The organism is uncultured Campylobacter sp., from assembly GCF_905373215.1.
In the GTDB taxonomy this organism is placed as follows: Bacteria; Campylobacterota; Campylobacteria; order Campylobacterales; family Campylobacteraceae; genus Campylobacter_B.
This window is the reverse complement of sequence record NZ_CAJPRT010000002.1, coordinates 121,819-143,970: the sequence shown is the minus strand read 5'-3', so window position 1 is coordinate 143,970 and position 22,152 is coordinate 121,819. Positions and strand designations below refer to the sequence as shown.

Annotated in this window: 20 protein-coding genes; 9 read left to right on the top strand and 11 right to left on the bottom strand. The window is 46.5% G+C overall.

What is annotated here, in order from left to right:
• The first annotated feature begins 2 nt into the window (after window positions 1-2).
• From QZ176_RS02035 to QZ176_RS02015, 5 genes are all read left to right on the top strand, one after another.
• Complete coding sequence (locus QZ176_RS02035; RefSeq protein ID WP_295150867.1) at window positions 3-614, top strand: hypothetical protein; 612 nt, start codon at window positions 3-5, stop codon at window positions 612-614.
• Between the two features lie 187 nt (window positions 615-801).
• Window positions 802-2,046, top strand: coding sequence for a TM1812 family CRISPR-associated protein (locus QZ176_RS02030; RefSeq protein ID WP_295150865.1), 1,245 nt, complete (start codon window positions 802-804; stop codon window positions 2,044-2,046).
• Complete coding sequence (gene csx20, locus QZ176_RS02025) at window positions 2,043-2,423, top strand: CRISPR-associated protein Csx20 (protein ID WP_295150863.1); 381 nt, start codon at window positions 2,043-2,045, stop codon at window positions 2,421-2,423. The genes QZ176_RS02030 and csx20 overlap by 4 nt, the downstream gene beginning before the upstream one ends.
• Window positions 2,423-3,430 (top strand): WYL domain-containing protein, encoded by a 1,008-nt coding sequence (locus tag QZ176_RS02020; protein WP_295150861.1) that lies wholly within the window; start codon window positions 2,423-2,425, stop codon window positions 3,428-3,430. The genes csx20 and QZ176_RS02020 overlap by 1 nt, the downstream gene beginning before the upstream one ends.
• Window positions 3,431-3,726: 296 nt before the next feature.
• Window positions 3,727-3,876, top strand: a complete 150-nt coding sequence (locus tag QZ176_RS02015) for a hypothetical protein (RefSeq protein ID WP_295150860.1) — start codon at window positions 3,727-3,729, stop codon at window positions 3,874-3,876.
• Window positions 3,877-4,107: 231 nt separating this feature from the next.
• Here the strand turns inward: QZ176_RS02015 and QZ176_RS02010 are convergent, their stop codons facing one another.
• The 8 genes from QZ176_RS02010 to QZ176_RS01975 all read right to left on the bottom strand — a co-directional run bounded on the left by QZ176_RS02010 (window position 4,108) and on the right by QZ176_RS01975 (window position 13,731).
• Window positions 4,108-5,001 carry a DUF3137 domain-containing protein gene (locus tag QZ176_RS02010; RefSeq protein WP_295150858.1) on the bottom strand — a complete coding sequence of 298 codons (894 nt, stop codon included), beginning with the start codon at window positions 4,999-5,001 and terminating at the stop codon, window positions 4,108-4,110.
• Between the two features lie 286 nt (window positions 5,002-5,287).
• On the bottom strand, window positions 5,288-5,860 hold the full coding sequence (gene purN / locus QZ176_RS02005; RefSeq protein ID WP_295150856.1) for a phosphoribosylglycinamide formyltransferase: 573 nt from the start codon (window positions 5,858-5,860) through the stop codon (window positions 5,288-5,290).
• Window positions 5,851-7,491, bottom strand: coding sequence for an NAD(P)H-hydrate dehydratase (locus QZ176_RS02000; RefSeq protein WP_295150855.1), 1,641 nt, complete (start codon window positions 7,489-7,491; stop codon window positions 5,851-5,853). Before QZ176_RS02000 ends, purN begins: the two co-directional genes overlap by 10 nt.
• Window positions 7,488-9,005: a YifB family Mg chelatase-like AAA ATPase gene (locus tag QZ176_RS01995; protein ID WP_295150853.1), complete on the bottom strand. Its 1,518-nt coding sequence runs from the start codon at window positions 9,003-9,005 to the stop codon at window positions 7,488-7,490. Before QZ176_RS01995 ends, QZ176_RS02000 begins: the two co-directional genes overlap by 4 nt.
• Window positions 9,002-9,520, bottom strand: a complete 519-nt coding sequence (def, locus tag QZ176_RS01990; RefSeq protein WP_295150851.1) for a peptide deformylase — start codon at window positions 9,518-9,520, stop codon at window positions 9,002-9,004. Before def ends, QZ176_RS01995 begins: the two co-directional genes overlap by 4 nt.
• On the bottom strand, window positions 9,521-10,105 hold the full coding sequence (gene clpP / locus QZ176_RS01985; RefSeq protein ID WP_295150849.1) for an ATP-dependent Clp endopeptidase proteolytic subunit ClpP: 585 nt from the start codon (window positions 10,103-10,105) through the stop codon (window positions 9,521-9,523).
• A complete protein-coding gene (tig, locus tag QZ176_RS01980; protein WP_295150847.1) occupies window positions 10,105-11,424 on the bottom strand; it encodes a trigger factor in 1,320 nt (439 codons plus the stop codon). The genes clpP and tig overlap by 1 nt, the downstream gene beginning before the upstream one ends.
• Before the next feature lie 156 nt (window positions 11,425-11,580).
• A complete protein-coding gene (locus QZ176_RS01975) occupies window positions 11,581-13,731 on the bottom strand; it encodes a TonB-dependent siderophore receptor (RefSeq protein ID WP_295150845.1) in 2,151 nt (716 codons plus the stop codon).
• A 187-nt stretch (window positions 13,732-13,918) separates the two neighbouring features.
• Between QZ176_RS01975 and folE the strand changes: the two genes are divergently transcribed.
• The 4 genes from folE to QZ176_RS01955 all read left to right on the top strand — a co-directional run bounded on the left by folE (window position 13,919) and on the right by QZ176_RS01955 (window position 18,019).
• Window positions 13,919-14,503, top strand: coding sequence for a GTP cyclohydrolase I FolE (folE, locus tag QZ176_RS01970; RefSeq protein ID WP_295150843.1), 585 nt, complete (start codon window positions 13,919-13,921; stop codon window positions 14,501-14,503).
• A gap of 112 nt (window positions 14,504-14,615) precedes the next feature.
• Window positions 14,616-15,815: a NifS family cysteine desulfurase gene (locus QZ176_RS01965; protein WP_295150841.1), complete on the top strand. Its 1,200-nt coding sequence runs from the start codon at window positions 14,616-14,618 to the stop codon at window positions 15,813-15,815.
• 3 nt (window positions 15,816-15,818) lie between these two features.
• Window positions 15,819-16,820 (top strand): iron-sulfur cluster assembly scaffold protein, encoded by a 1,002-nt coding sequence (locus QZ176_RS01960; RefSeq protein WP_295150839.1) that lies wholly within the window; start codon window positions 15,819-15,821, stop codon window positions 16,818-16,820.
• Window positions 16,821-17,230: 410 nt separating this feature from the next.
• Window positions 17,231-18,019, top strand: a complete 789-nt coding sequence (locus QZ176_RS01955; protein WP_295150838.1) for a transporter substrate-binding domain-containing protein — start codon at window positions 17,231-17,233, stop codon at window positions 18,017-18,019.
• A gap of 606 nt (window positions 18,020-18,625) precedes the next feature.
• Here QZ176_RS01955 and QZ176_RS01950 read toward each other — a convergent pair.
• The 3 genes from QZ176_RS01950 to QZ176_RS01940 form a co-directional block, all read right to left on the bottom strand.
• A complete protein-coding gene (locus QZ176_RS01950; protein ID WP_295150836.1) occupies window positions 18,626-19,339 on the bottom strand; it encodes a rhodanese-like domain-containing protein in 714 nt (237 codons plus the stop codon).
• Window positions 19,340-19,680: 341 nt separating this feature from the next.
• Window positions 19,681-20,472, bottom strand: a complete 792-nt coding sequence (locus QZ176_RS01945) for a UDP-N-acetylmuramate dehydrogenase (RefSeq protein WP_295150834.1) — start codon at window positions 20,470-20,472, stop codon at window positions 19,681-19,683.
• A gap of 596 nt (window positions 20,473-21,068) precedes the next feature.
• Entirely contained in the window at window positions 21,069-21,965 is an 897-nt protein-coding gene (locus QZ176_RS01940; protein WP_295150833.1) for a menaquinone biosynthesis family protein, read from the bottom strand.
• Window positions 21,966-22,152 lie beyond the last annotated feature (187 nt).

Here is a 22,152-nt window from a genome sequence, read left to right as displayed (position 1 = left end):
AAATGACGCATTACGAAAAAAGAAATTTTCAAAAAATAATCGTTTCGCTTTTGGGAAGTTCTCTTTTAGGGTATAGGGCGTTTTTTATCATCGCGGGAGTATTGCTGTTTTTCGCTTGGTTGCCGGACGGAATGTCGTCGCTACTAGATAAAATTTTCGGCGGCGAAATTTTAAAATGGAGCGCCAAAGACGGCACTATGCTGGTTCAAATTTTAGGCTCTATAGTGATTTTTGGGGTAATCAAACGAATAATTCCCAAAGGCATCCCTAATGTCGATATAGATATAAATGATAGACCCAAAAGGGCTAAAGTTCTAGTGCTATTTTTAAGCGAAAATAATAGCGGAATAGAAGAAATTTTGAAATTTAAAACTATCGATGAGTATGGAAGAAATAATTATAGAATGCCGCTAAAAGCGATAGATTATCACAAACAAAGACTTAAAAAGATTATAGTCGCTTGTTCCGAAAAATCTCACGGAGATAGAGAGAAATTTTTAAAATGCGTGCAAAATCTCTTTAGTAAGGAGCTTGCGGATATGACAAATGTACGATGTATAAAGAATTTCGAAGACGCAAAAAGCGTCTATAAATTTTTTAGAAAGCGTATATAGCCAGCTTAAGTAAGAGGGTTTTATAGAGGACGACATCGTATTTGATGTCACGGGAGGACAAAAGGCGATAAGTATAGCCGGAGCGATGTTTGCGATACCCAACGACAGGCATTTGCAGTACGTCTCCACTAGCGATTATATTGTCAAGCACTATGATTTAACTTATATGCAAAATGAGGAGTAAAATATGAAAATTATAACGATTTTAGGCTTAATTTCAAAAAATGAAGAAATCGGAATTCCTATTTATAGATATGACGATAAGCTTAAAGGCTCATTTTCTTTAAAAAGAGAACGATATATAAATATGTTTTCGCTCTTAATAGATAATTTTGGAGCTCAAGATATTGTTCCTATTTTTACGCAATTGGCTAAAAAAATTCAAATCGGTGTTTTGAAAGAAGAGTTTCAAAATGAGTATAATGAAATCTTTAACGATAGAAATTTTATTGACGGTGAGAAGGACTTCTATAAAATTTTACGCATCATAAACGATGCTACTAGCGATGATGACAAATATATAATTGATCTGACCCATGGTTTTAGGCATATACCTATATTAGCGACTATATCATTAATATCAAAAAGCCTAAGCAATACAGAAAAAATCAAACATATATTTTTTGCGAAAGAGATAGAACCGAAAAAGGAGTATGAAATAATTGACCTAAAGGAATATCTAGAGCTTGCAAATATGTCGTATGTACTAGAAACTTTTAATCATAATTACACGGTTTCATTGGTTTCTAAATTTAAAAATAAGAATTTTTGCAACCTTGTAAGTCGGTTATCAACCATCTCTAATCATATACTATCGAATTCGCTAAAAGCTCTTAATAAAGATGTCGATAAAATTCTAAGCGATATAGATTTTATTTTAAAGAATGAGCAAATAGAAACTTTTAAAGGCAGTCTTGAAGATATACAACGACACATAAGGGAGCTTCAAGAAATAGGTAAAGAAAAAGATTCCATAAAATTTTATAGAATGTCTAGAATTCTAAACTCCAAAGGTTATTTATTAAACGCTATAACTTTGCTATTTGAGGCCATAGGATATTACTGCGCGGAAAGCTTTGAGTGCTTTGGCGACGATATAAAAGCGCATATAAATAACTTTAAAAACAGTAGAAAATTTAATGCTTATGATTTGACACATGAGTCTAGGACTATTGTAAAAAAAATGGGATTGAGGAATGGAGCCTATTTAACAAGCATTGCAGTGCATGATAATATACAAAAGAAGTTAGAAAGCATAAAAACTCTTGGTGCCTTTAGGGATTTTATAAAAGATGCCGAAAAATTAAGAAATAATCTAGCTCATGGTAATGCCAACGAAAGGATAGAAGACTCAAAGCAAGAGTTATCAAGATTATTAGATAAATATAATTCATTTTGTATACAGCAAAATATATTGGGAAATAAAATATGAAAACCTTCTTTACGTTGATAAACCACACCTTGACGTCGGAGCAAGAAGAGGACGCGAGGAGGAATTTAAATGTCGATAAATTCGTAAATATAACCGATGCGAGGTGGAGCGATATTGACCCGTCTGAAAAAAGCACAATAAAATTCGTTGAAGTGTATAAGGATAAACTTAAAAAGCAAGCAAAAGCGGGCGACGTGTTACTGGTGCAGGGCGATTTCGGAGCGACTTATAATATGATAAGGTTTGCTAAAAATATGGGTCTGATAGCCGTGTATGCGACCACCAACCGCATCGTAAGCGAGCAGGTAGAAAACGGCAAAGTCGTGATTAAACGAGAATTTAAACACGCAAGATTTAGAGAATACGAGGAGTTATAATGTCATCAGATGCAGACAATAAAACGATAGTTATCTTTGAAATTTTAAAAAAGTTAGTTGCAAAGCAAGAAATTTATCTTACCGATACAGAGCTTTTGGATGAGCTAAGGATTAAGGAAAGAACGCTTAGAAGGTATATGGGCGAAATCGACAAGCTATTTCCAGACGCTTTTAGGATAGAAAGCAAGCTTATAGGCCATGGCAAGAGACCGGTAAAAGTATTAAGAGTATATGATAAAAACAAAGATATAATCGGCGTTTTAAAATGTCTTTTAGAATATGGCAACGATCTAGGCTGGTTAATTAGTTTATTAAACGAAAATGATCCTAGCTTATTTAGCGATTTAGATAAACATGAAAAAGAGAAGGTATCTGAACAATTAAAAGAGGATTCGGACGTATTTTTATTTAGAACCAATCCTTTGGAGGTTTTGCAAGACGAGCTAAGTAGAAGATATTTGAGCGAGCTTCGCAATGCCGTTAAAAATAAAGAATGCCGAAATATCAAGTATAAATATATCGGTGAAATGGAGAATTTAATCGATGCAAAATGCCTAAAAATAGTTTTTACAGATAGTAATTGGTATCTGGCTATCGAGGATGTTAAGGGAAATTTTAGGCTTTTAAGAGTGGCTTTTATCGTATCGCTTAGCAAAAGCTCAAAAAAATACGAAGGAAAGATCTTGAAGGAATACGAAACGTATTTTAATAAAATACAAAATGCTATGAGCTTGCCCTCCGAGCCATTGCGAAGGGCGCTATTAAAAGCCTCCCCGAAAGTGGCTATATATTTTAAGGAGGGTATGAAGCTGTTTTTCCCAACTCAAAAATTTAAAAAGAAGCTAGATGATGGCAGCATTATTTTTAGCATAGATTTTACTCAGGATATGGAGATATTGCCATTTATAAAAAAGTGGCTTCCAGATATCGAGATACTAGAGCCAAAAGATCTAAGAGAAACATTTAAAGAGCAATTAAAAGCGGCTCTTGATATATTAAGCTGGTAGAAAAGACACGTATTGCCGCGCTAATAGCGAAACGAAATTTACTCCGAGTCTATTCACGTGCTACGAAGCGGTAAAATTTTAGAGTGTTTGATGAAAATTGAGGCGCATAAAGCCTCGTCGCAATCTCATATAAATATCGCGCATCGCAAGCGGCAGTGGCAAGATCATAATGCTATACAGAGCGGATTTGCACGAGCATAAATTTATAGGCGAGTGATAAAATCTAATTAAAATTTAACGCAAAATCTCATAAAAATTTCATTCGGCAGATTTTTGCAAATAACGTGTCATCATTAATGCTTAGTATTATCTTGGACGAAAGCGGAGCTGAAAAACTTCTAGGCGCAGGCGATATGCTAGTAAAACTAAGTAGTTCGCAGCCGCAGCATATATTTGCGCCGTATTTAAGCAAGGGCGATATTAAACGGCTTTTAGAGCTGAAATAATTTAGATCGCTGATTTTGTCACAATATGCTAGGGCGAAATAGCCAAAAGCCGCAAAAATCCTATGTTGCAAAATTTGCGTCGCTACAACAATCTTATAAATTCCATGGCTTAAATGCGCCGTGGAATTTCAGGCGGAATTTTGTTGCAGCGGTTACGGTGTAGTAGCGCGTAAATTTAAAGCAAAATTTCAAAATTTCGCGGCGATCTATACCTTAAATCGGAGCTTTAATTTAATCTTGCCAGATATTTTCGTTTAATTTTAGACTTTTTACGATGGAGAGAAAGAATAGAAGCTCGTGCTTGATAGACGCGGCGGGATCAAAGCCAAATACGCTGCGATCCACGCTAGGCTCGAAACTATCGTATCCCGTGCGGATGAAAATATAGACGTTTCTGCCCGAAAAGCTTAAACTGATCGGTCCGTCGGCACCGCTTCTAAAGCGAAGCAAGCGCCGCATAAAGGCGGGTGTGAGGGCATACATTGCAGACACCGCATCGGCGCTATATACGCTAAATGCGGAGCTAAACTCGCTATCGTCCATCGCGATCTTCTTAAGTCCGCCGAGTGTTGGCCTCGCGCTGAGCGAAGGCAGAATCACCGCCATCGAGTTTACGCGCTTTTTAAATTCCGCGTAGAAAAAGATCCCCCTGCTGCTACGTCGTTCGTCAGTATGAGTCACACAAACATCCGCAAAGTTGAAAAATACTCCGTCATAAACGCCGGAAATTTTATCTTCGCAATCAAAATAGCTTATGCCGTCCACAAATAGACCGCTAGCGCGTAGATACGCCGGTCGAAACGAGCCTGAAATTTCATAGCGGTAGCCTAGGCTTGCCATATAAGGCGCGATATATTGTTGTTTAAAGGCGCGGACGAATTTTTTGGATCTGTTGTGTTTGATCCGCTCCAGCGCGGCGCCCGCGATATTAAACAAAGAAAGGCAGATGGTTACGAGTGCGATGACGAAGCGCAAGGTATCATTCTTGCATATTTCTACGCCTTTGGCAAGTATACCCAGCAAGATGCAAAAGATAAATACGTGCACTATATTTGCATCTTTATTCACTACTCTATAAGAGATACTGCCGCAGCTAAATGCCACTATGATCCAGCAGAGAACCATTGCTGCATTTTGATCTCTAAAATTGAAAAATAGCCACAGCGCTGAGGCTAGCACCGCTATTATCGAAAACGCCGTATCCTTGTACTGCTCCGCCTCATCCAGGATACCAAGCCTTAGTTTTTCCAGTTCGTTTGCGGTTATCTTTCTCTTTTTAAATTTATCGAAGCAAATTTTAAAATTTAGCTTCGAATTCGCCCCTAAATTTAAAAGACTAAGCTTTAAAATTTACAAAATCCGCGGAATTCGCTCTTTAAATTTAGCGCGAATTTCTGCGCTAAATTTAGCTTTAGCACAAAATTTCTACAATCACCTGCGGCAATAGCTCATGCTCGATCTCGTGGATTTTGGCTTCGTAAGCTTCAAAGCTCATTCCCGCGCTCTTTTCAAACGCGCGCTGGGCGATGATCGCGCCGCCGTCAAGCTCCTCGCTGACCCAGTGCACGCTCACGCCGCCCACCTTCATATCGCTTTCAAAACTTTCTTTTATCGCGTTTGCGCCCTTAAAAAGCGGTAGCAGCGACGGGTGTAAATTTATCGCACGGACCCTGCTCGTAAAAACAGGCGTGAGAATGCGCATAAAGCCCGCAAGCACCGTAAGCTCCGCGCCGCTTTTTTCGATCTCGCGCACGAGGGCGGCGTCGAATTCCTCGCGGCTAGCAAAATCTTTGTGATTTAGGATCACGCTTTGAAGTCCAAATTTCGCGGCCTTTGCGATACCGCCGGCGTTAGCTTTGTTGCTTAGCGTTAGCGCGACTTCGATCTTGGTGCCCCCAAAAGTTTTGCCGTGCAGCTTCTGCAAGATCGCCTCTAAATTCGAGCCGCCGCCGCTAAAAAGCACGGCGAGCTTTTTCACAACCATTTTACCTCCTCGATGAGATCGAGCGGATTTAGCGCGTAGGAGTTTTTGGCGAAGGCTCGCGCAGCGAGTGCGTGGGCTAGGACGCCGCAGATTGAGGCTTGCAGAGGCGAGTAGTTTTGCGCGAGCAGCCCGCCGATGAGCCCTGCGAGTACGTCGCCGCTGCCGCCCTTTGCGAGCGCGGCACTGCCCTTGTCGCAGACGTAGATGATGCCTGCCTGCGCGATGAGCGTATTTGCGCCCTTTAGCACGAGCACGCCGCTAAATTTTTCGCTCCACGCCCGCGCAAACTCGAAGCGGCGCTCTTGCAGCTCGCTCACGCTAAGATCTGCGATGCCCGCGATCTTTAAAAGCGAGCAGAACTCCTTCGGATGGGGCGTTAGGATTAAATTTGAATTGGCATTTAGCAGACTTAAAATTTCGCTCTCGTAGCACAGATCGGCGTCGATGACGCAGCTTTTGTCTCGTAGCGCGGCAAGATCGATCTTTCGCTTCCCCAGCCCGCAGCCGCAGACTACGACCCGCGCGGCATCGAATGAGCTTTTTTGCATCAAAATCGGGCTTAAATTTAATGGCTTCTCACTAACGACGCTAACGAGCCCGCTGCCGATCGCATGAGCTGCCAGAGCCGCCATCTGCGCCGCTCCGCTCATCTGCCCGCTTACGACGTAGGTGTGCCCGAAATCGCCCTTATTGGTGTTTTGCTTCCTGCGTAGCGGCAGCTTCAGATCGCTTTTTTGAAGCAGAAAATATTCGCTCCGTCCTTCGAAATTTGAGCGCGAAATTCCAAGATTTGCGACCTTGATCCGTCCTACCTGATCCTTCGCGCCGTCCGAAAACAGCGCGAGTTTGAGTGCTCCCATCGCGATCGTCAAATCCGCGCAAAATGCACCGCCTAAAATGCGCCCGCTCCCATCGATGCCGCTTGGGATATCGACTGCGATTTTTAGGGATTTTGAGCTATTTGCGAGAGATAAAATTTCACAAATTTCAGAGCTTATCGGTTTATTCAAACCGCTGCCGAAAATCCCGTCGATTATGCAGTCTGCGCTTGTAATCTCATCGTGCAGGACGCTCGGCTCGCCGCACTCGCCGCCTAGATTGCCGCATTCGTCGCCGCGCCCCGCGATCTCAAATTTAGTGCTCGTAAATTTCGCGCTTAATTTATCGCCGTCACCTGAAATGTCCGCGCCGCTTAGGCTTTCGAGCTCGCCCCGTGGCTCGCTCGCGCCCTTTAAAGAGGAGCCGCCTACGCCTTCATGCGCGCAAGTATCCTTGCTAGACGCACCCTCTACGTGCCCGCAATCGTCTTTTGCGCTCGCGATATCGATAAACTTAACGCCTGCAGCCTGCGCCGCATCCGCTTGAAATTTGCCCGCCGCGCTTCTATTTTCCAGCACGCAAAGCACCGTGCAGCTAAAATCCCCGCTTAATTTTCGCAGCGCCGCCATCGCGTCGGCGCCGTTATTTCCGCCGCCGCAAAGCGCCAAAACGCGCGAGCCCTTTTTGAGCCGCTTTCTGATCTCGCCCTCGATCTTGCCCGCGGCGTTTTCCATTAAAATTTGCTCGCCAAGTCCAAATTTCGCACTTGCTCGCGCATCGAGCTCCTCGGTGCTAAAGAAAATTTTTTTCAAATTTCGCTCCTTATGCGAAAGCTAAGAGCCTCCAAAATATGCGCCTTGGCGATGATCTCAGCGCCTGCTAGATCGGCGATAGTGCGCGCAAGCTTTAGCGTCTTATTCACGCCGCGCTGCGAAAGGTCGTAGCGGGTGATCGCCGTTTGCAAAATATCCCGCGCAGCGCTTTCGCAGATACAAAATTTTTCAGTCTCCTCGTCGCGCAGCTTTGCGTTTAGCTCGCTCTGCCCTCGACCCTTTTGTGCGCGAAACGCCAGTAGCACCGCATCCGCCATCTCTTCGCTGCAAACGTCGCTTCTGTCGTCCGCACCGGTCTCGTCCATCGCGACGTATATGTCGATGCGATCAAGCAGCGGCGCGGAGATCGTGTTTTTGTAACGCCTGATGTCGTTTAGCGAGCAGGTGCAGGTTAGGTTTTTAGAGAATAGATTTCCGCACGGGCAGGGGTTTTGCGCCGCGACGAAGATAAATTTTGTTTGGTATTCGACCTTGGAATTTACGCGCGAAATCAAAATTCTATTATCTTCTAACGGCTCGCGCAGGCTTTCTAAAATTTGCTTGCCGAAGTGCGGCAGCTCGTCGAAAAACAGTTCGCCGCCGTTTGCGAGCGCGACCTCGCCGATCTTTGCGCCGCTACTGCCGCCGCCGAAAATGGAGCTGCGCGTGCTGGTGTGGTGCGGCGAGCGGAAGGGGCGCAGCGCGCTGAAATCAACGTCTTTGTTATTTAGCGACTCGTAGGCGCACGAGAGCAGCACTTCGCCTAGGCTCTGCGGAGGCAGAATTCTGGCTATCCGCTTGGCGCACATGCTTTTGCCGCAACCCGGGCTGCCCTCAAAGAGGATGTTGTGCATGCCGCACGCGGCGATCAGGCTCGCGCGCTTGGCACGCTTTTGCCCTTTTACGTCTTTGAAATCAAGCGAAAAATCGCGGTTGGGGACGTAAGCTTGCCCGTCAATTTCCACGACGTTTTTAAAAAGCGGATGGGTTTCTCGCATGAGCCTGCTTGCGGCGAACTCCTCGTCTAAAAAAAATCTGACCGCATCGCTTAGGCTATCCACCGCATACACGTCGTAGTTTAGGATCGTGCAGGCCTTTAGAGCAATACTTTGCGGCACTAAAATTTTAGCGCGCTTCACCTTCGTGCTTAAAAAAAGTAGGATCGAAAAGAGGCTCGCCGTGCTCTTTAAGCTGCCGTCTAAACCGAGCTCGCCGAAGACAAAGAAATCGCCGTCGATGCGCTCTTTTTGCAGCGCGATTAGAAGCGCGATCGCAAGATCGAAGTGCGAGCCGTTTTTGGGCGTGTCGGAGGGGGAGAGATTTATGATGATTTTGGATGCGGGAAATTTAAAATTTAGGCTCACAAGCGCCGCTTTTACGCGGCTTTCACTCTCTTTTATCGTAGCGCCCGCAAGACCGACGATATTAAATCCCGGCAGCCCCCGCACGAATGTCGACTCGACCTCTACGGGGATCAGTGCATCCGTGAAGGCAGCGCATTTTAGGGATTTCATTTCGATTTTTCTTTTAGACTTTTTTTGAATTCTTTATCAAATTTTTTGCGTTTATTGTATCCGATGCGCTCGATGAAAAGATGTCCGTCGAGGTGGTCCATCTCGTGCTGGATACAGACGGCTAGCAGCTCGCTGGCGTCCATTTGGCGGGTATTGCCGGCGCGGTCTTGAAACTGCACCGTGATAAATTCGGCGCGCGTGACGTCCTCATAAAAGCCGGGCACCGACAGGCAGCCCTCCTGAAATACGACCTCGCCCTCCTTTTTTAAAATTTGCGGATTGATGATCTCGATGAGGTCTTTTTTGTCTTGGATTTTTTCCTCATTGGCTAAATTTATGATCAAAGCGCGCACGGGCCTGCCTATCTGGATGGCGGCAAGGCCTATGCCGTTTTTTGCGATCATCGTCTCATACATATCATCCAAAAGCTCGCCCAGCGCCGCGTCGAATTTCACGACCTCGGTCGATCTTTGATAAAGCTTTTTATTCGGATAGGTAAGGACGTCCAGGATCATCTATTTAAAGCTCTTTTGAAGTACTTGATCGATCAGTCCGTATTGCACGGCATCCTCGGCGCTCATAAAAAAGTCGCGATCGGTGTCCTTTTCGACCTGCGCAAGATCTTTGCCGGAATTTTGCGAAAGGATGTTGTTTAGAATTTCTTTCATTCGTAAAATTTCTTTGGCTTGAATCTCGATGTCGGTAGCCTGGCCTTGCGCGCCGCCGAGTGGCTGGTGGATCATTATGCGCGAGTTTGGAAGCGCGTAACGTTTGCCTTTGGCTCCGCAGCTTAGCAAAAACGCTCCCATCGACGCCGCTTGACCGATGCAGATCGTGCTTACGTCGGGTTTGATGTAATTCATCGTGTCATAAATGCTAAATCCGCTCGTAACCACGCCGCCAGGGGAGTTGATGTATAGATAGATATCCTTATCCGGATCCTCCGCCTCCAAAAACAGAAGCTGCGCGACGATCGAGCTTGCTACCGCGTCGTCGATCTCGCCGCTAAGCATTACGATACGGTCTTTTAGCAGCCTCGAGTAGATGTCGTAGCTGCGCTCTCCGCGACTAGTTTGTTCGATAACGTAAGGAATCACCATCATTCGCCTTTCTCTTCACCACTCTTTTTGCCTTGCTTCGTGAAGATGTCGTTAAATAGCTTCTCCTCTATAAGTGCCATCTTAACGGCCGGCAGCATGCCGTTGTTGCGGTATCTATTTAGATGCTCCTTCGGATCGGCGCCGTAGGTGTAGGCCTCCATATAGACCGCTTGGACGAGCTCCTGATCGCTCACATCGATATTGCGTTTTTTGGCTAGCTCGTCGATTAGGAATGTCAGTTTGACGCTGTTTTCGGCAGCCTTTCTAAACTCTTCGCGCTTTTTATCCAGGGCGTCTTTGTTGTTTTTAAATTCCTCGATCTGCTCCTTTGAAAAGCCACTCCAGGCGTTGTTAAATTGCAAATTAATCTCCTGCTCGACGATCGCTTTTGGAAGCGCGAAGTTAAATTTCTCGGCGAGCGCGTCGGCAAATTTAGGCTTTAGATCCTCGTTTATCAGTTTTTGAAGCTTATCGTTTTTGATGCGCTCTTTGATGCGTGCTTCAAATTTCTCCTTGCTCGGCTCTTTCTCGCCCGGAAGCGCTTGCTTTAGCTCCTCCTCGCCGAGCTCTTTGGCAGGTTTTTTGGCCTGAATTTCGTGAAGCTTGACTTTAAAAATCGCGTCCTTGCCGGCTAAGCTTTTCGCGCCGTAATTCTCGGGGAATTTAACCGCTACGTCGCGCTCCTCGCCCACTCTAAGTCCGATCATACCGTCTTCAAAGCCCGGGATAAATTGATTTGAGCCTATCTGAAGGACGTAGTCTTCGGCCTTGCCGCCGTCGAATGGCTTGCCGTCCACGAAGCCTTCGAAGTCGAATTTCGCAAAATCGTCTTTGGCTAGAATTTTTTTGTTGGTTTTAGAAAGCGGAGCGATCATCTGCAAAAATTCCGCCACTTTCTCGTCGATCTCTTTTTGAGTAACGCGCGGGCTACTAAACTTAGGAATCAGCTCCTCGTACCCTTCTACGCTAACCTCGGGCCTGAAAGAAATTTCGATCTCGACGTCGATATCGCCTTCTTTTTCATCAAATTTAGAAAAGACCGGCTCGGATAAAATTTCTTCTTGTTTTTTCTTTAAAATTTTAAGAGACTCATCGATCATATCTTTAAGAAGTTCCTGTTTTGCATCGCCCTCAAGCTGCTTGCCGTATCGCTTCAAAACCACCGCGGTAGGCACTTTGCCCTGTCTAAATCCGTCGATTCTTAGCTGCTTGGAGGCCTTTTTGGCTAGCTCTTCTACTTTGGCTGCGATCTGCTTTGCTTCGATCTTGCTCGCAGCTACCGCATTCGCGGCGTCTTTCATTTTTGCTTTTACTTCCATAAAATTCCTTTAGAAAATTTAAAAATAGCTCGTAATATATCAAAAAATTTCTTATTTAAAGTATAAATTCCTAAAATTTGCCGAGCCTAAGCGGCTCGCAGCTTTTAAATTTTAAAATTTTTAAGAGCTCGCCTTGAAATTTAAAGCGGGCTGAGGCTAAAATTTTACCGATACGTTAAACATAAACTGCCGCGCGTAGCCCATTTGAATAGGTATCACGCTCGTAGTCGTGCCGGTCGAGGATGAGGTATAGTATTTTTTGTCGGTCAAATTTTTGACGTTGAACGAAAAATTCGTATCATAGCCCGAAATTTTAGTATCGTAGCTCACGAAGGCGTCATAAACTACGGCGTGAGGCAGCTTAAACGCCGTTCCTGCGGGCACGCTCGGTAGATTCGTGCGCATATAGTAGGTGTACCACGAGCCGAAGTATCGTGCGCCGCCGCCCAGCCTAAGCCCCTTTGCGCCTAGATGCGCAAAATCGTAGTTGGCAAATAGGCTTGCTTGGTGCTTCGGCGTCGCTTCCAGCGGTTTGCCGATTAGCACTGCAAAAGCGCCGTCGTCCTCGCGCACCCTCGTTTTGGTGTATGCGTAGCTTGCCGACATGCTAAGCCCCTGCGTCACGCGTCCGTTTATATCGAGTTCAAATCCTCTCGAGCGAGCCTTACCGATCGTCTCGCTTATATTATTTACCGTCCGCAGGATGTTTCTTTTATCGATATTAAACACCGCCGCGCCTGCAGTGACGCGATCGTTTTGAAATTTAGTGCCGAGCTCCACGGATTTGCCTTCCTCCGGCTTTAGATCGCCGCCTATCGCCTCGCCTATGGACATCTGCGGCGTGAAGCTTTGCGCGTAGTTAGTATATACCGACCACTGCGGGCTTAACAGGTACAAAAGCCCGCCCTGATAGGTCGTAGCGGCCTTTTTCTGATCGGTGTTGTTCGGTCCTTGCCAGCTTTGTTTGGCTACTTGATCGTAAAATTCCCTACGCACGCCCAAAGAAAGTATTAACTCGTCGGTTAAATTTATATTATCTTGGGTGTAAAGCCCGATCGTTCTTAGTTTTTGATATTGTATTTTTGGCTCTCTATCGTTCGTTAGGACGGCGCCCGAAGCGGTCTGTCCGGTAAGCATATTGATGCGTCCTGCGGTGCCTTTTAGCGCGCCCGGGCGGTATCTGTAGTAGTTTTTGTAATCTGTGCCGAAAAGGACGTCGTGCTTAAGCGGACCCGTTTCAAATTTGCCGTTTAGCGTGATGCTTGCTGCGTGCGTGCGGTGTATGAAATTATCGTAGTAGTTATACGATCGCGTCGTGCCGGTAAGGCCTTGGGGCGTGAATGGATTGTTCGGACGGACGTAGCCGTATTCGTGCTTGCTGCGCGAGAAAGCATAGGCGCCTTTTAATATCCAATCCTCGTTAAATTCCTTCTCAAAGCCGAAATCAACCGTATCGAGCTTGCTTTGTAGTTTATTTACCGGCTCGTCGAAGCGGACTTTGCCACTACCGTAAATTTTACCCGTACTCGGCACCAAAAATGCGCCGCGATCCACTGGATCGGTAGAGTGGCTATGGGTGTAGCCTAAACTTATCGAATAATCGTCTCCTTGATACGCAAGCGACGGCGCAAAGAGCGTGTTTTTTATACCGCCGAAGCTTCGCCAATAATCCTTCGCGTAGTAATCGAATATAAATCTATACGCAAAGCCGCTATCTGCAATCGGTCCCGTAGTATCAAATCCCGCGTCCCAATAGTTGCGATTGCCTAGCCCGCCCCAAAGCTCATTTATAAACTCATACTGCGGCTTTTTAGTTACCATGTTTATGACGCCGCCCGGTTGCTGCGCGCCGTAGAGCATGCTCGCGGGCCCTTTTAGAACCTCGACGGATTGAATGGTTTTATTGTAGTTGTGCATCACGGCGCCCGGTACGCCGTTGCGCATAATCGAGCCGTCGCGACCCTCGCCGAAGCCGCGCTTGATGATCGCATCAAAAATATTTCCCGTCGTATTTGCATAGCTTATGCCGCTTACGTTTTGCAGCGATTCCGCTAAGGTTTCTGGCTTTTTGTCCTTTAGATGCTGCTGCGTTACGACATTTACGGTTTGCGGAATTTCTAAAATTCTCTTAGTCGTCTTGCCGATTTCGCTGCGTACGGCGCGGTAGCCGTCGTCGTTATTCGCCCATTCTACGACCTCGATATCGCCTAGGTTTTCGCCCGAGGCGGAGTTTGCTGCGGCGTTTTGTTCGGCGCAAGCAAAGGAAAAAAGCGCCAAAGCCGCGCCAAAACTCATCTTAAATTTCATTACCGAACTCCTTATAGATAAAGCTTATCGAAACGGCGGATTTTAAACAAAAATTTCTTAAATTTAAATATATTATCATTAACATAATGAGATTGATAAAATTTCGCGCGGAATTTTAAAATTTATCAGCGTTATAAAAGGCGTTTTTGAGTAATATCGCGCATCGATTTTTAAGGAATTGCTAAAAATGGACGAAAAAAGCCGAGCGAAATTTGAAAACTGCGTGTCGCAGATGCTTGAAATTTTAGGCGAGGATCCGAAGCGCGACGGGCTTGCGAAGACGCCCGAGCGCGTGGCTAAAGCCTATGAGTTTCTAACTGGCGGCTACGAGCTGGACCCAAAAGAAATTTTAAACGACGCGCTGTTTGAGAGTAGCAACAACGAGATGGTTCTGATAAAAGATATAGAATTTTATAGCCTCTGCGAGCACCATCTGCTACCTATCATCGGGCGCGCGCACGTCGCGTATGTCCCGAATAAAAAGGTCGTAGGGCTTAGCAAAATTCCGCGTATGGTAAATATTTTTGCGCGCAGGCTGCAGATTCAAGAGCAGCTTACCGAGCAGATCGCAGGCGCCATCGAGGAGGTGATCCATCCGCTCGGCGTGGGCGTGGTGCTTCAAGCGCGGCACATGTGCATGGAGATGCGCGGCGTGCAAAAGATCAACTCGACCACGACTACGTCGGCGCTGCGAGGGCTTTTTATCAGCCGAAACGACACGCGCAAGGAATTTTTTGATCTAATAAATTCTCCGAAAACTTTTGGTTTTTAAAACGGCAAGCGTTAAAGAAAAATTTAGCAATTATGTTATATTATCGTGCGAAATTGATAAAAGAGCGAAATTGTCTGATTAAATTTCAGACAAATTTTTAGAAAGGAATTTTATGCAGCGCGTTTATTTGGATAATAACGCCACTACGATGGTTGATCCCGAAGTTTTTGAGGAAATGAAGCCATTTTTTTGCGATAAATACGGCAACCCAAATTCCCTTCACAGCTTCGGCAGCGAGACTCACCCCGCGCTAAGAACTGCTATGGATAGGCTCTATGCGGGACTCGGAGCTGCGGATGCGGACGATATCGTCATTACGAGCTGCGCGACCGAGAGCAATAACTGGGTTTTAAAAGGAATTTACTACGATAAAATTCTAACCGGCGAGAAGGATAATATCATCATAAGCTCCGTCGAGCACCCCGCAATCAGCGCGACCTGTGCTTTTTTAGAAAAAATTTGCGGCGTAAAGATCACCCGCCTGGGCGTCGATAAAGACGGACTAATCGATCTTGATGAGCTTAGCGAAAAGATCAACAACAAAACCGCGCTCGTTAGCGTGATGTGGGCAAATAACGAAACCGGCACGATCTTCCCCGTTAGGCAGATCGCACAAATCGCACACGAGCATGGCGCGCTGTACCATGCCGACGCAGTGCAGGCCGTAGGCAAGATAAAGGTAAACGTGCGCGATGCGGACGTGGATTTTTTAAGCCTTTCCGGGCATAAATTTCACGCTCCAAAGGGCGTCGGCGCACTCTATATCAAAGATAGCAAGCCGCTTACGAGCCTGCTTCACGGCGGCGAGCAGATGGGTGGGCGCCGTAGCGGCACGCTAAACGTAGCGGGCATCGTGGGGCTCGGTAAGGCTTTGGAGCTAGCGAATAAATTTATGGATTTTGAGCGCACTCAGGTAAGCAGACTGCGCGATAAGCTGGAAGATGCGCTTTTACAAATTTCAAACGTAAGCGTCGTGGGCGACCGCAGCATTCGCGTGCCAAACACCATTCTCGCCTCGATCCAAGGCGTCGAGGGAGAGGCGATGCTGTGGGATCTGAATAAAGCGGGTATCGCCGCTTCTACCGGCTCTGCGTGTGCGAGCGAGGCGCTCGAGAATAATCCGATAATGGAAGCGATCGGCGCGGATAAGGAGCTGGCGCATACGGCGCTAAGGCTTTCGCTATCGCGCTTTACGACGGAGGCGGAGATCGATTATGCGATCGAACATATTGGTAAAGCTATCGCCCGTCTGCGCGGGATTTCAAGCACATTTGCTTACGCACCGCAAGGTTATGAGAAAAATAAAGGATAAAAAATGGCAAAAAATAGTTTGATAAACGGCTCGATCTGGGAGCAGTACTCGCAAAAAGTGCAGGACCGTATGAATAATCCTCGCTATATGGGCGAGATCACCGAAGAGGAGGCGAAGGCTAGAGACGGTAAGCTAGTAGTCGCAGACTTCGGCGCCGAGAGCTGCGGCGATGCGGTGCGGCTGTATTGGCTGATTGATCCTAAAACCGATAGAATTTTAGACGCTAAATTTAAAAGCTTCGGCTGCGGCACGGCGATTGCGAGTTCGGACACGATGGCTGAGCTTTGTATCGGAAAGACCGTCGATCAAGCGGTGAAGATTACAAATTTAGACGTAGAGCACGCGATGCGCGATACTCCAGATGAGCCCGCCGTGCCACCGCAAAAGATGCACTGCTCGGTAATGGCATACGATGTCATCAAGCAGGCCGCTGCGAATTATAAGGGGGTCGATCCCGCGCATTTTGAGGATGAAATCATCGTGTGCGACTGCGCGCGCGTGAGCCTCGGCACGATCAAAGAGGTGATCCGATTAAACGATCTTCATACGGTTGAAGAGATCACGCAATACACTAAAGCGGGCGCGTTTTGTAAATCCTGCGTGCGCCCGGGCGGACACGAGGAGAAGGATTATTATCTGGTCGATATTTTAAAGCAAACTAGAGAAGAGATGGAGAGAGAGAGGCTTCAAGTTCAAGCCGAGGCGAGTGCCGCTACTAGCGCGAAAGCAGGGGCTGAGATGAGCTTTGAGCAGCTAAATTTGATCGGTAAATTTAAAGCGGTCGAAGGAGTGCTTGACGAGGATATCCGCCCGATGCTCCAGATGGACGGCGGCAATCTCGACGTCATCGACATCAGACCTGCAGACGACGGCAAAACGGACATATATATCCGCTACCTAGGCGCTTGTAGCGGCTGCGCCAGTGGTGCGAGCGGTACATTATACGCGATCGAAAATGTTTTGCAAGAAAACCTTAGTCCGAACATCCGCGTAATGCCGATCTAAGCTTATCGGTCGCTACGTTTCATCTTAGCTTGGTCTTTACGAAGTTTTAAGAGCTTGAGCTTCTGCGCAACAGCGGAGCTAAATTTCGCCCCTTAGCTAAATTCGCAATTAGACGCTAAATCTGCGTAGAATTTCGCCGTTTACTTTTAAGAATATCGCAAATTTCGCTAAGGTTTTCTAGCGTGAAATTCATCCGTGGATTTTGTCTATAAAATTTAATTAAAAGAGCTTCTTATTTCGCTCGTGTAAGTTTTTTATGAGATTTCGTTTGTAAATTGGACATAGAATTTCTCCGCAAATTTCATTTTTTCATAAATTTAGATGAAAATGCGCCATAAATCGCAGAATTTTAGCTGGCTATAATTTCTTTTTATTATAATTGCGCCTTATTCCAACTAAAAGGGGAGCAAATGAAAGTATTTGTTTTGGCGGCTCTGCTACTTGGTTTTCTATCTGCAAATTCTTTGGATCAGATCAAAAAAGATAGGCTCGTTCGCATCGGTGTATATAACGATCAGCCGCCGTTTAGTGCGCTCGTAGACGGCAAATACAGGGGATTTGAGATTGCTCTTGGCGAAAAGCTCGGTAAGGAGATTTTCGGCGATAATCCCGGCAAGGTAAAATTTATCCCAATCACGGCTTCAAGGCGCATTAGCGCTTTACAGCGCAATGAAGCGGATATGGTGATTGCGACCTTTACTCCTACGCCCACGCGAGCGAAAAAAGTAGATTTTTCGGAGCCTTATTTTAAGGTGCAGGTAGGTGTGCTAGCCAAAAAAGACGAAAATGTCACGAGCTTCGATCAACTCCGCAAAAAGAGGATTTTCGTCATCAAACACTCTCCTATTCACAATTTCTTACGCAAAGCGGGCTTTAGAAAGAATTTAAACTTTTGCGCCAGCTCGGCTAAATGCTACCGCGCTTTCAAAAGGGCGAAAAATGCTGTGCATGTCGATGATAATCTAATCCTGCACGCATACGCGATCATCGATAATAAAACGCAGGTTGCTTTGGATGGTCTAGGCAAACAAACTTACAATGCAATCGCCGTACAGAAGGGTAATAATGCGCTGCTAGAGCTAATCAATACATCTTTAGCGGGACTAAAAAAAGACGGATTTTTGGATAAGACCTTTGATGATACGCTCGGGATTTTCTATCACGGCACGATCGATAAGAAGGAATTCTTGGTTGAATAAAATTTCGTGCAGAATTTAATTCGTGCGCTTGATTCCCGCGTAAAATTCAGTTCATTGTAATGATGGAGCGAGAAATACGTTGCGGGCTTAATTTGCTTTTAGAATTCGGTCTTGATTTTGCTTACCTCTCCTAAAGCACAAATTTATCGAAATTGGTGAGGCTGTTTAAAACGCGCGCACCACTAGCGCGAAATTCCATTTTCGGAAGTAAAATTTTTAAGCGATTCGGCTGCATTTAAAATTTACGCAACTTTTATAGAGTCTGTTTCAATTTTGCGTTTCACAAAACCCGCGCTAGCTTGTAAATTTCTATTTTTCAGCTCCAAATACCTGCTCCGTCGCTACAACTTTATGATTTAAATTTCAAAAATCCTCTAAAAGGAGTTAAACCTCCAAGCGCTATTGCCGCCTCGGTATGGAGGAGTCGAAATTACGCTTTGTATCAAAGGCAAATTTTATGCAAAGTAAGCGCCAAATGAGCAGGCGGAGCAAATAATTTCAAATTTAGCCTACCTGTCTTATCGGATGCCGCGAAGCTGCATATTACAAAGACCTGGCAAATGCAAAAAGCAATCGTAAAATTTTACCCCAAGAGCCAATCTCGATTTATTTCACCAGCTCGTAATTATACTCTTTCGTTCCGTCGAGTAGATTTGTGACGTTGTAGCCTAGCTCATTTAAGGCCTTGGCGAGCTTGGCGCTGCGGTTGCCGCTATAACAGTGCGTGATTATCTTTTTGTCTTTGTTGGCCTCAAGCACGTCCTTGTAGTTTTCTAAAGGCTCGCCGTATGGGATATTCATCGCACCCTTCATATGCCCCGCATCGTAGTCCTGTTTCTGCCTAGCATCGATAATCAGCACGTTCGGATCATTTGCTATTTTCAAAAATCCCTCCGCGTTTATGCTGCCGACCTTATACAGCTCATAGTCGTACTGCTTCACGCCGGGTGCGTTCATAAGCACATTGAAGCCCTTTTGTTTAAGCAGATCAAGCGCCTTTCCGCTGCGATTGCCCGTATTGCAATAAAGCACGACGTTTTTATCCTTGTAGGCGCTTATCTCATCCAGTCTGCTTTCAAGCTCTCCAAGCGGGATGTTGATCGCGTGCTTCACATGACCTGCGGCGTACTCATCCGCGCCTCTGACATCAATGACTAGATAATTTTCTTTCGCCCTATTATCCTCCTCTATCGCCGATAGCGCCGCGCCGCTTATAGCGTAGCCGCTAGGTTGCTGCGTCTCGGCGCCGCAAGTCGCAAAAGATCCCAATGCCGCCAGTAAAACCGCGCTTTTTAAAATTTTGTGAGAAATAAATTTCATATGTTTCCTTTGAATTTTAGCTTTTAAAGCGGGAGATTATATCAAAATTTTATCTAAATAGTGTGAATTTGCGCCGTTAGCAGATGCGAGCGATCAAGTAGGCGATTTGCTTGCAAAAGCAAAAGAGTGATAAAATTTAAAAGCTCGGTCAAGCGCCCGAGCAATACCAAAAGATAGGGGTTAAAATATATAGACCGCCACGATACATGCTCTTAGGCAAAACCGCCTATAAGCACGCCGTATTCGCTATAAACACAGCTTTTTATCTCCTCGCCGTCGTGCGCGTGGCGCTCGCTTGTTACGCTTCCTCTCCGCTTTAGCTTGTGAAGTCCACGCTTGAACTATAAAATTTTAACCTCTAGCTCGAGCGCGATGCCGAAGCGCTGCAAAACCCGCTCGCGAGCGAGCTCTATCAGGCTCATCACATCCTCAAAGCTCGCGCTGCCGAAATTTATGATGAAATTGGCGTGCTGCTCGCTAAATTTCGCTCCGCCGATCGCGTGGCCTTTAAGCCCCGCCGCTTCGATCAGCCTGCCCGCAGCGTCATTCGGCGGGTTTTTAAAGCAGCTTCCAAAGCTAGCTCCCTTTGGCTGGTTGGCGCGCTTGGCGGCGAAATCCGCGGCGAGTTCGGCGTCAAAGCCGCGCGAAATTTTAAACTCGGCGCCTAAAATCGGCTCCTCGATCCCGCTTCTTCGGTAGCCGAAGCTTATCCGCTCGCGCTCCACCCAGCCGCGAGCCAGGCGCACGGCAAGCAGGCTATCGCTAATGCTCGCGCCGGCGAGCCCTGCGTTCATTTTGATTAGCCCGCCGAGCTGGCCCGGGATGTTGCGCAAAAACTCAAAGCCGCCGATGTTTTGCTTTTTGGCGAAGTTGTAAATTTTACCCGACTTCGTCGCAGCTCCGATGCTAAGGACATCGCCGCTTAAGCTTATGCGATCGAACTCCTCGCTTAGCATCGCAAGGTGCGGCGGTGCGGGCGAGATGAGCAGATTATTGCCGCCGCCGATGATCGCGCGCTCGCAGGTGCTCTCAAACTCCGCAAAATCAGCCTCGTCCTTTAAAATTTGCACCGCGAAACTCCCGCCGATGCGCACGGAGGTGTATTTGCTAAAATCTATCTGCTTTGTTTTCAAAATTTTGCCTTTTAAATTTCATTTCTAAATTTCGCGCTTGCCGCTCGCCCCGTATCGTTTTAAAATTTAGCGATACCGCCGCGCCGCACGGTGCAAAACGCGAACGCTATCTTAAAATTTAGTGTTGCTACGATTAAATTTAGCTCGCTTTCGATACTTTTTCAGCGGCGCGCTACGTCGCACGCGCAGCTCGCACCCTGCGGCACAAAATACAGCCGCACAATGTACCTCCGCGTATAAAATTTCATCGCCGCGTAGCCGTAATTTGAGGCAGAACATCGCACCGCGACAATGGCGCCACGGCACGCGGTCGATCGGCCTAGCTCGGCGACGATCCGCGGCAGGCTCGGCGTTAAATTTGCGCGCAAATTTTAAATCCACATTGCACTCCGCGGCTAAATCCAAAAGCGGATTACCGCACGGCAAAAACGAGATAAAATTCTACCGCGCGTCTGCTTTTACGCCGAAGTAAAATTTTAGCCGAGGTACAAAACCCCTTAACGCCTAGAAATTTAGCCGAAACGAAGGGGTAGTGTTCCGAGCAAAATCAGCCGAAGCAAGGCTAAATTTCAGCTAAATTTTAACCTCGTCCGCCTTTACATCGGGTTTTGCCCGCCGCAGTCCGCAAAACGGATCTCGTTATATTCGCGCGGGATAAAATTCTCCTGCGCGCTAATCGGCGCAGGGTAAAATCCGCGCTCGTAGCCAAGCTCAAACAGCCTATCTACCGCCTTTATCTGCACCCCCGAAAGCTCGATCGAGGCCTCGTTAGCATAAAGGCTCAGATATTTTTCGAGCTTTGCATCGTCCACGCGGATGAGATTTCGCTCCATGAGCATGTGCGACAAAAACGGCTTATGCGCGGTGGCGATACGTACGCCCTCCGTTAGCACGCGCTCGCACTCGATAGCGTCCGTTATCGGTAGGCTGCGGCGAACCGCCATACCTCCTAGCGGCAGCGGTAGATTTTCGCCCGCTAGCTCGCTCCAGATGTCCCATATCTCGCGCTCCACGCAAAGCTCGTCCGAAAAGTCCAAAATACTCTCATGTATCAGCACACCCGCGTCCACCTCTCCGCTTAAAACCGCGCACTCGATGTCTAGGAAATTTTTATAAACTATGCGCGCCTGCGGGTATGCCATGCGAAAAAGCAGGGCGTTTGTCGTGTGTTTGCCGCTGAGCGCGACCTTGAAATTTCGCTTTAAAACCGCGCCCTTTTTCTTAACCAGCTTTGGGCCGTAGCCCTCGCCGAAGCTCACCGCCGTACGCAAAAGCGCGTATTCGTCGCAGATAAGAGGATATAGCGCGAAGCTAATCGCCGTGGCCTCGTAAGTGCCCTTTAGCGCCTCGTCGTTTAGCGTCTGGATATCAAGCGCCGTTGCGCTAAGCTTTAGATTTTTGGAGCTCACCCAGCCAAAATCAATCGCCTTATACATAAAAATATCGTCGGCGTCGGGCGAGTGGGCGACGTTTATATGCTTAAAAATCTTCAAATTTTATCCTTTTTGCTCCGCTTTAAATTTCGCGCGCGGCGTGATTCTAAAATGTTGCGAAATTATAGTGAAATTTTGCTACAGCCCTCATAAAAATGCGGAATTTCTAAAGAAAAACGTGAAAACCAGGCGTGCTTAGAAGTGTAAATTTAAAGCTCTCCGCTCGCCCTGCAGAACTTTTTGCGCT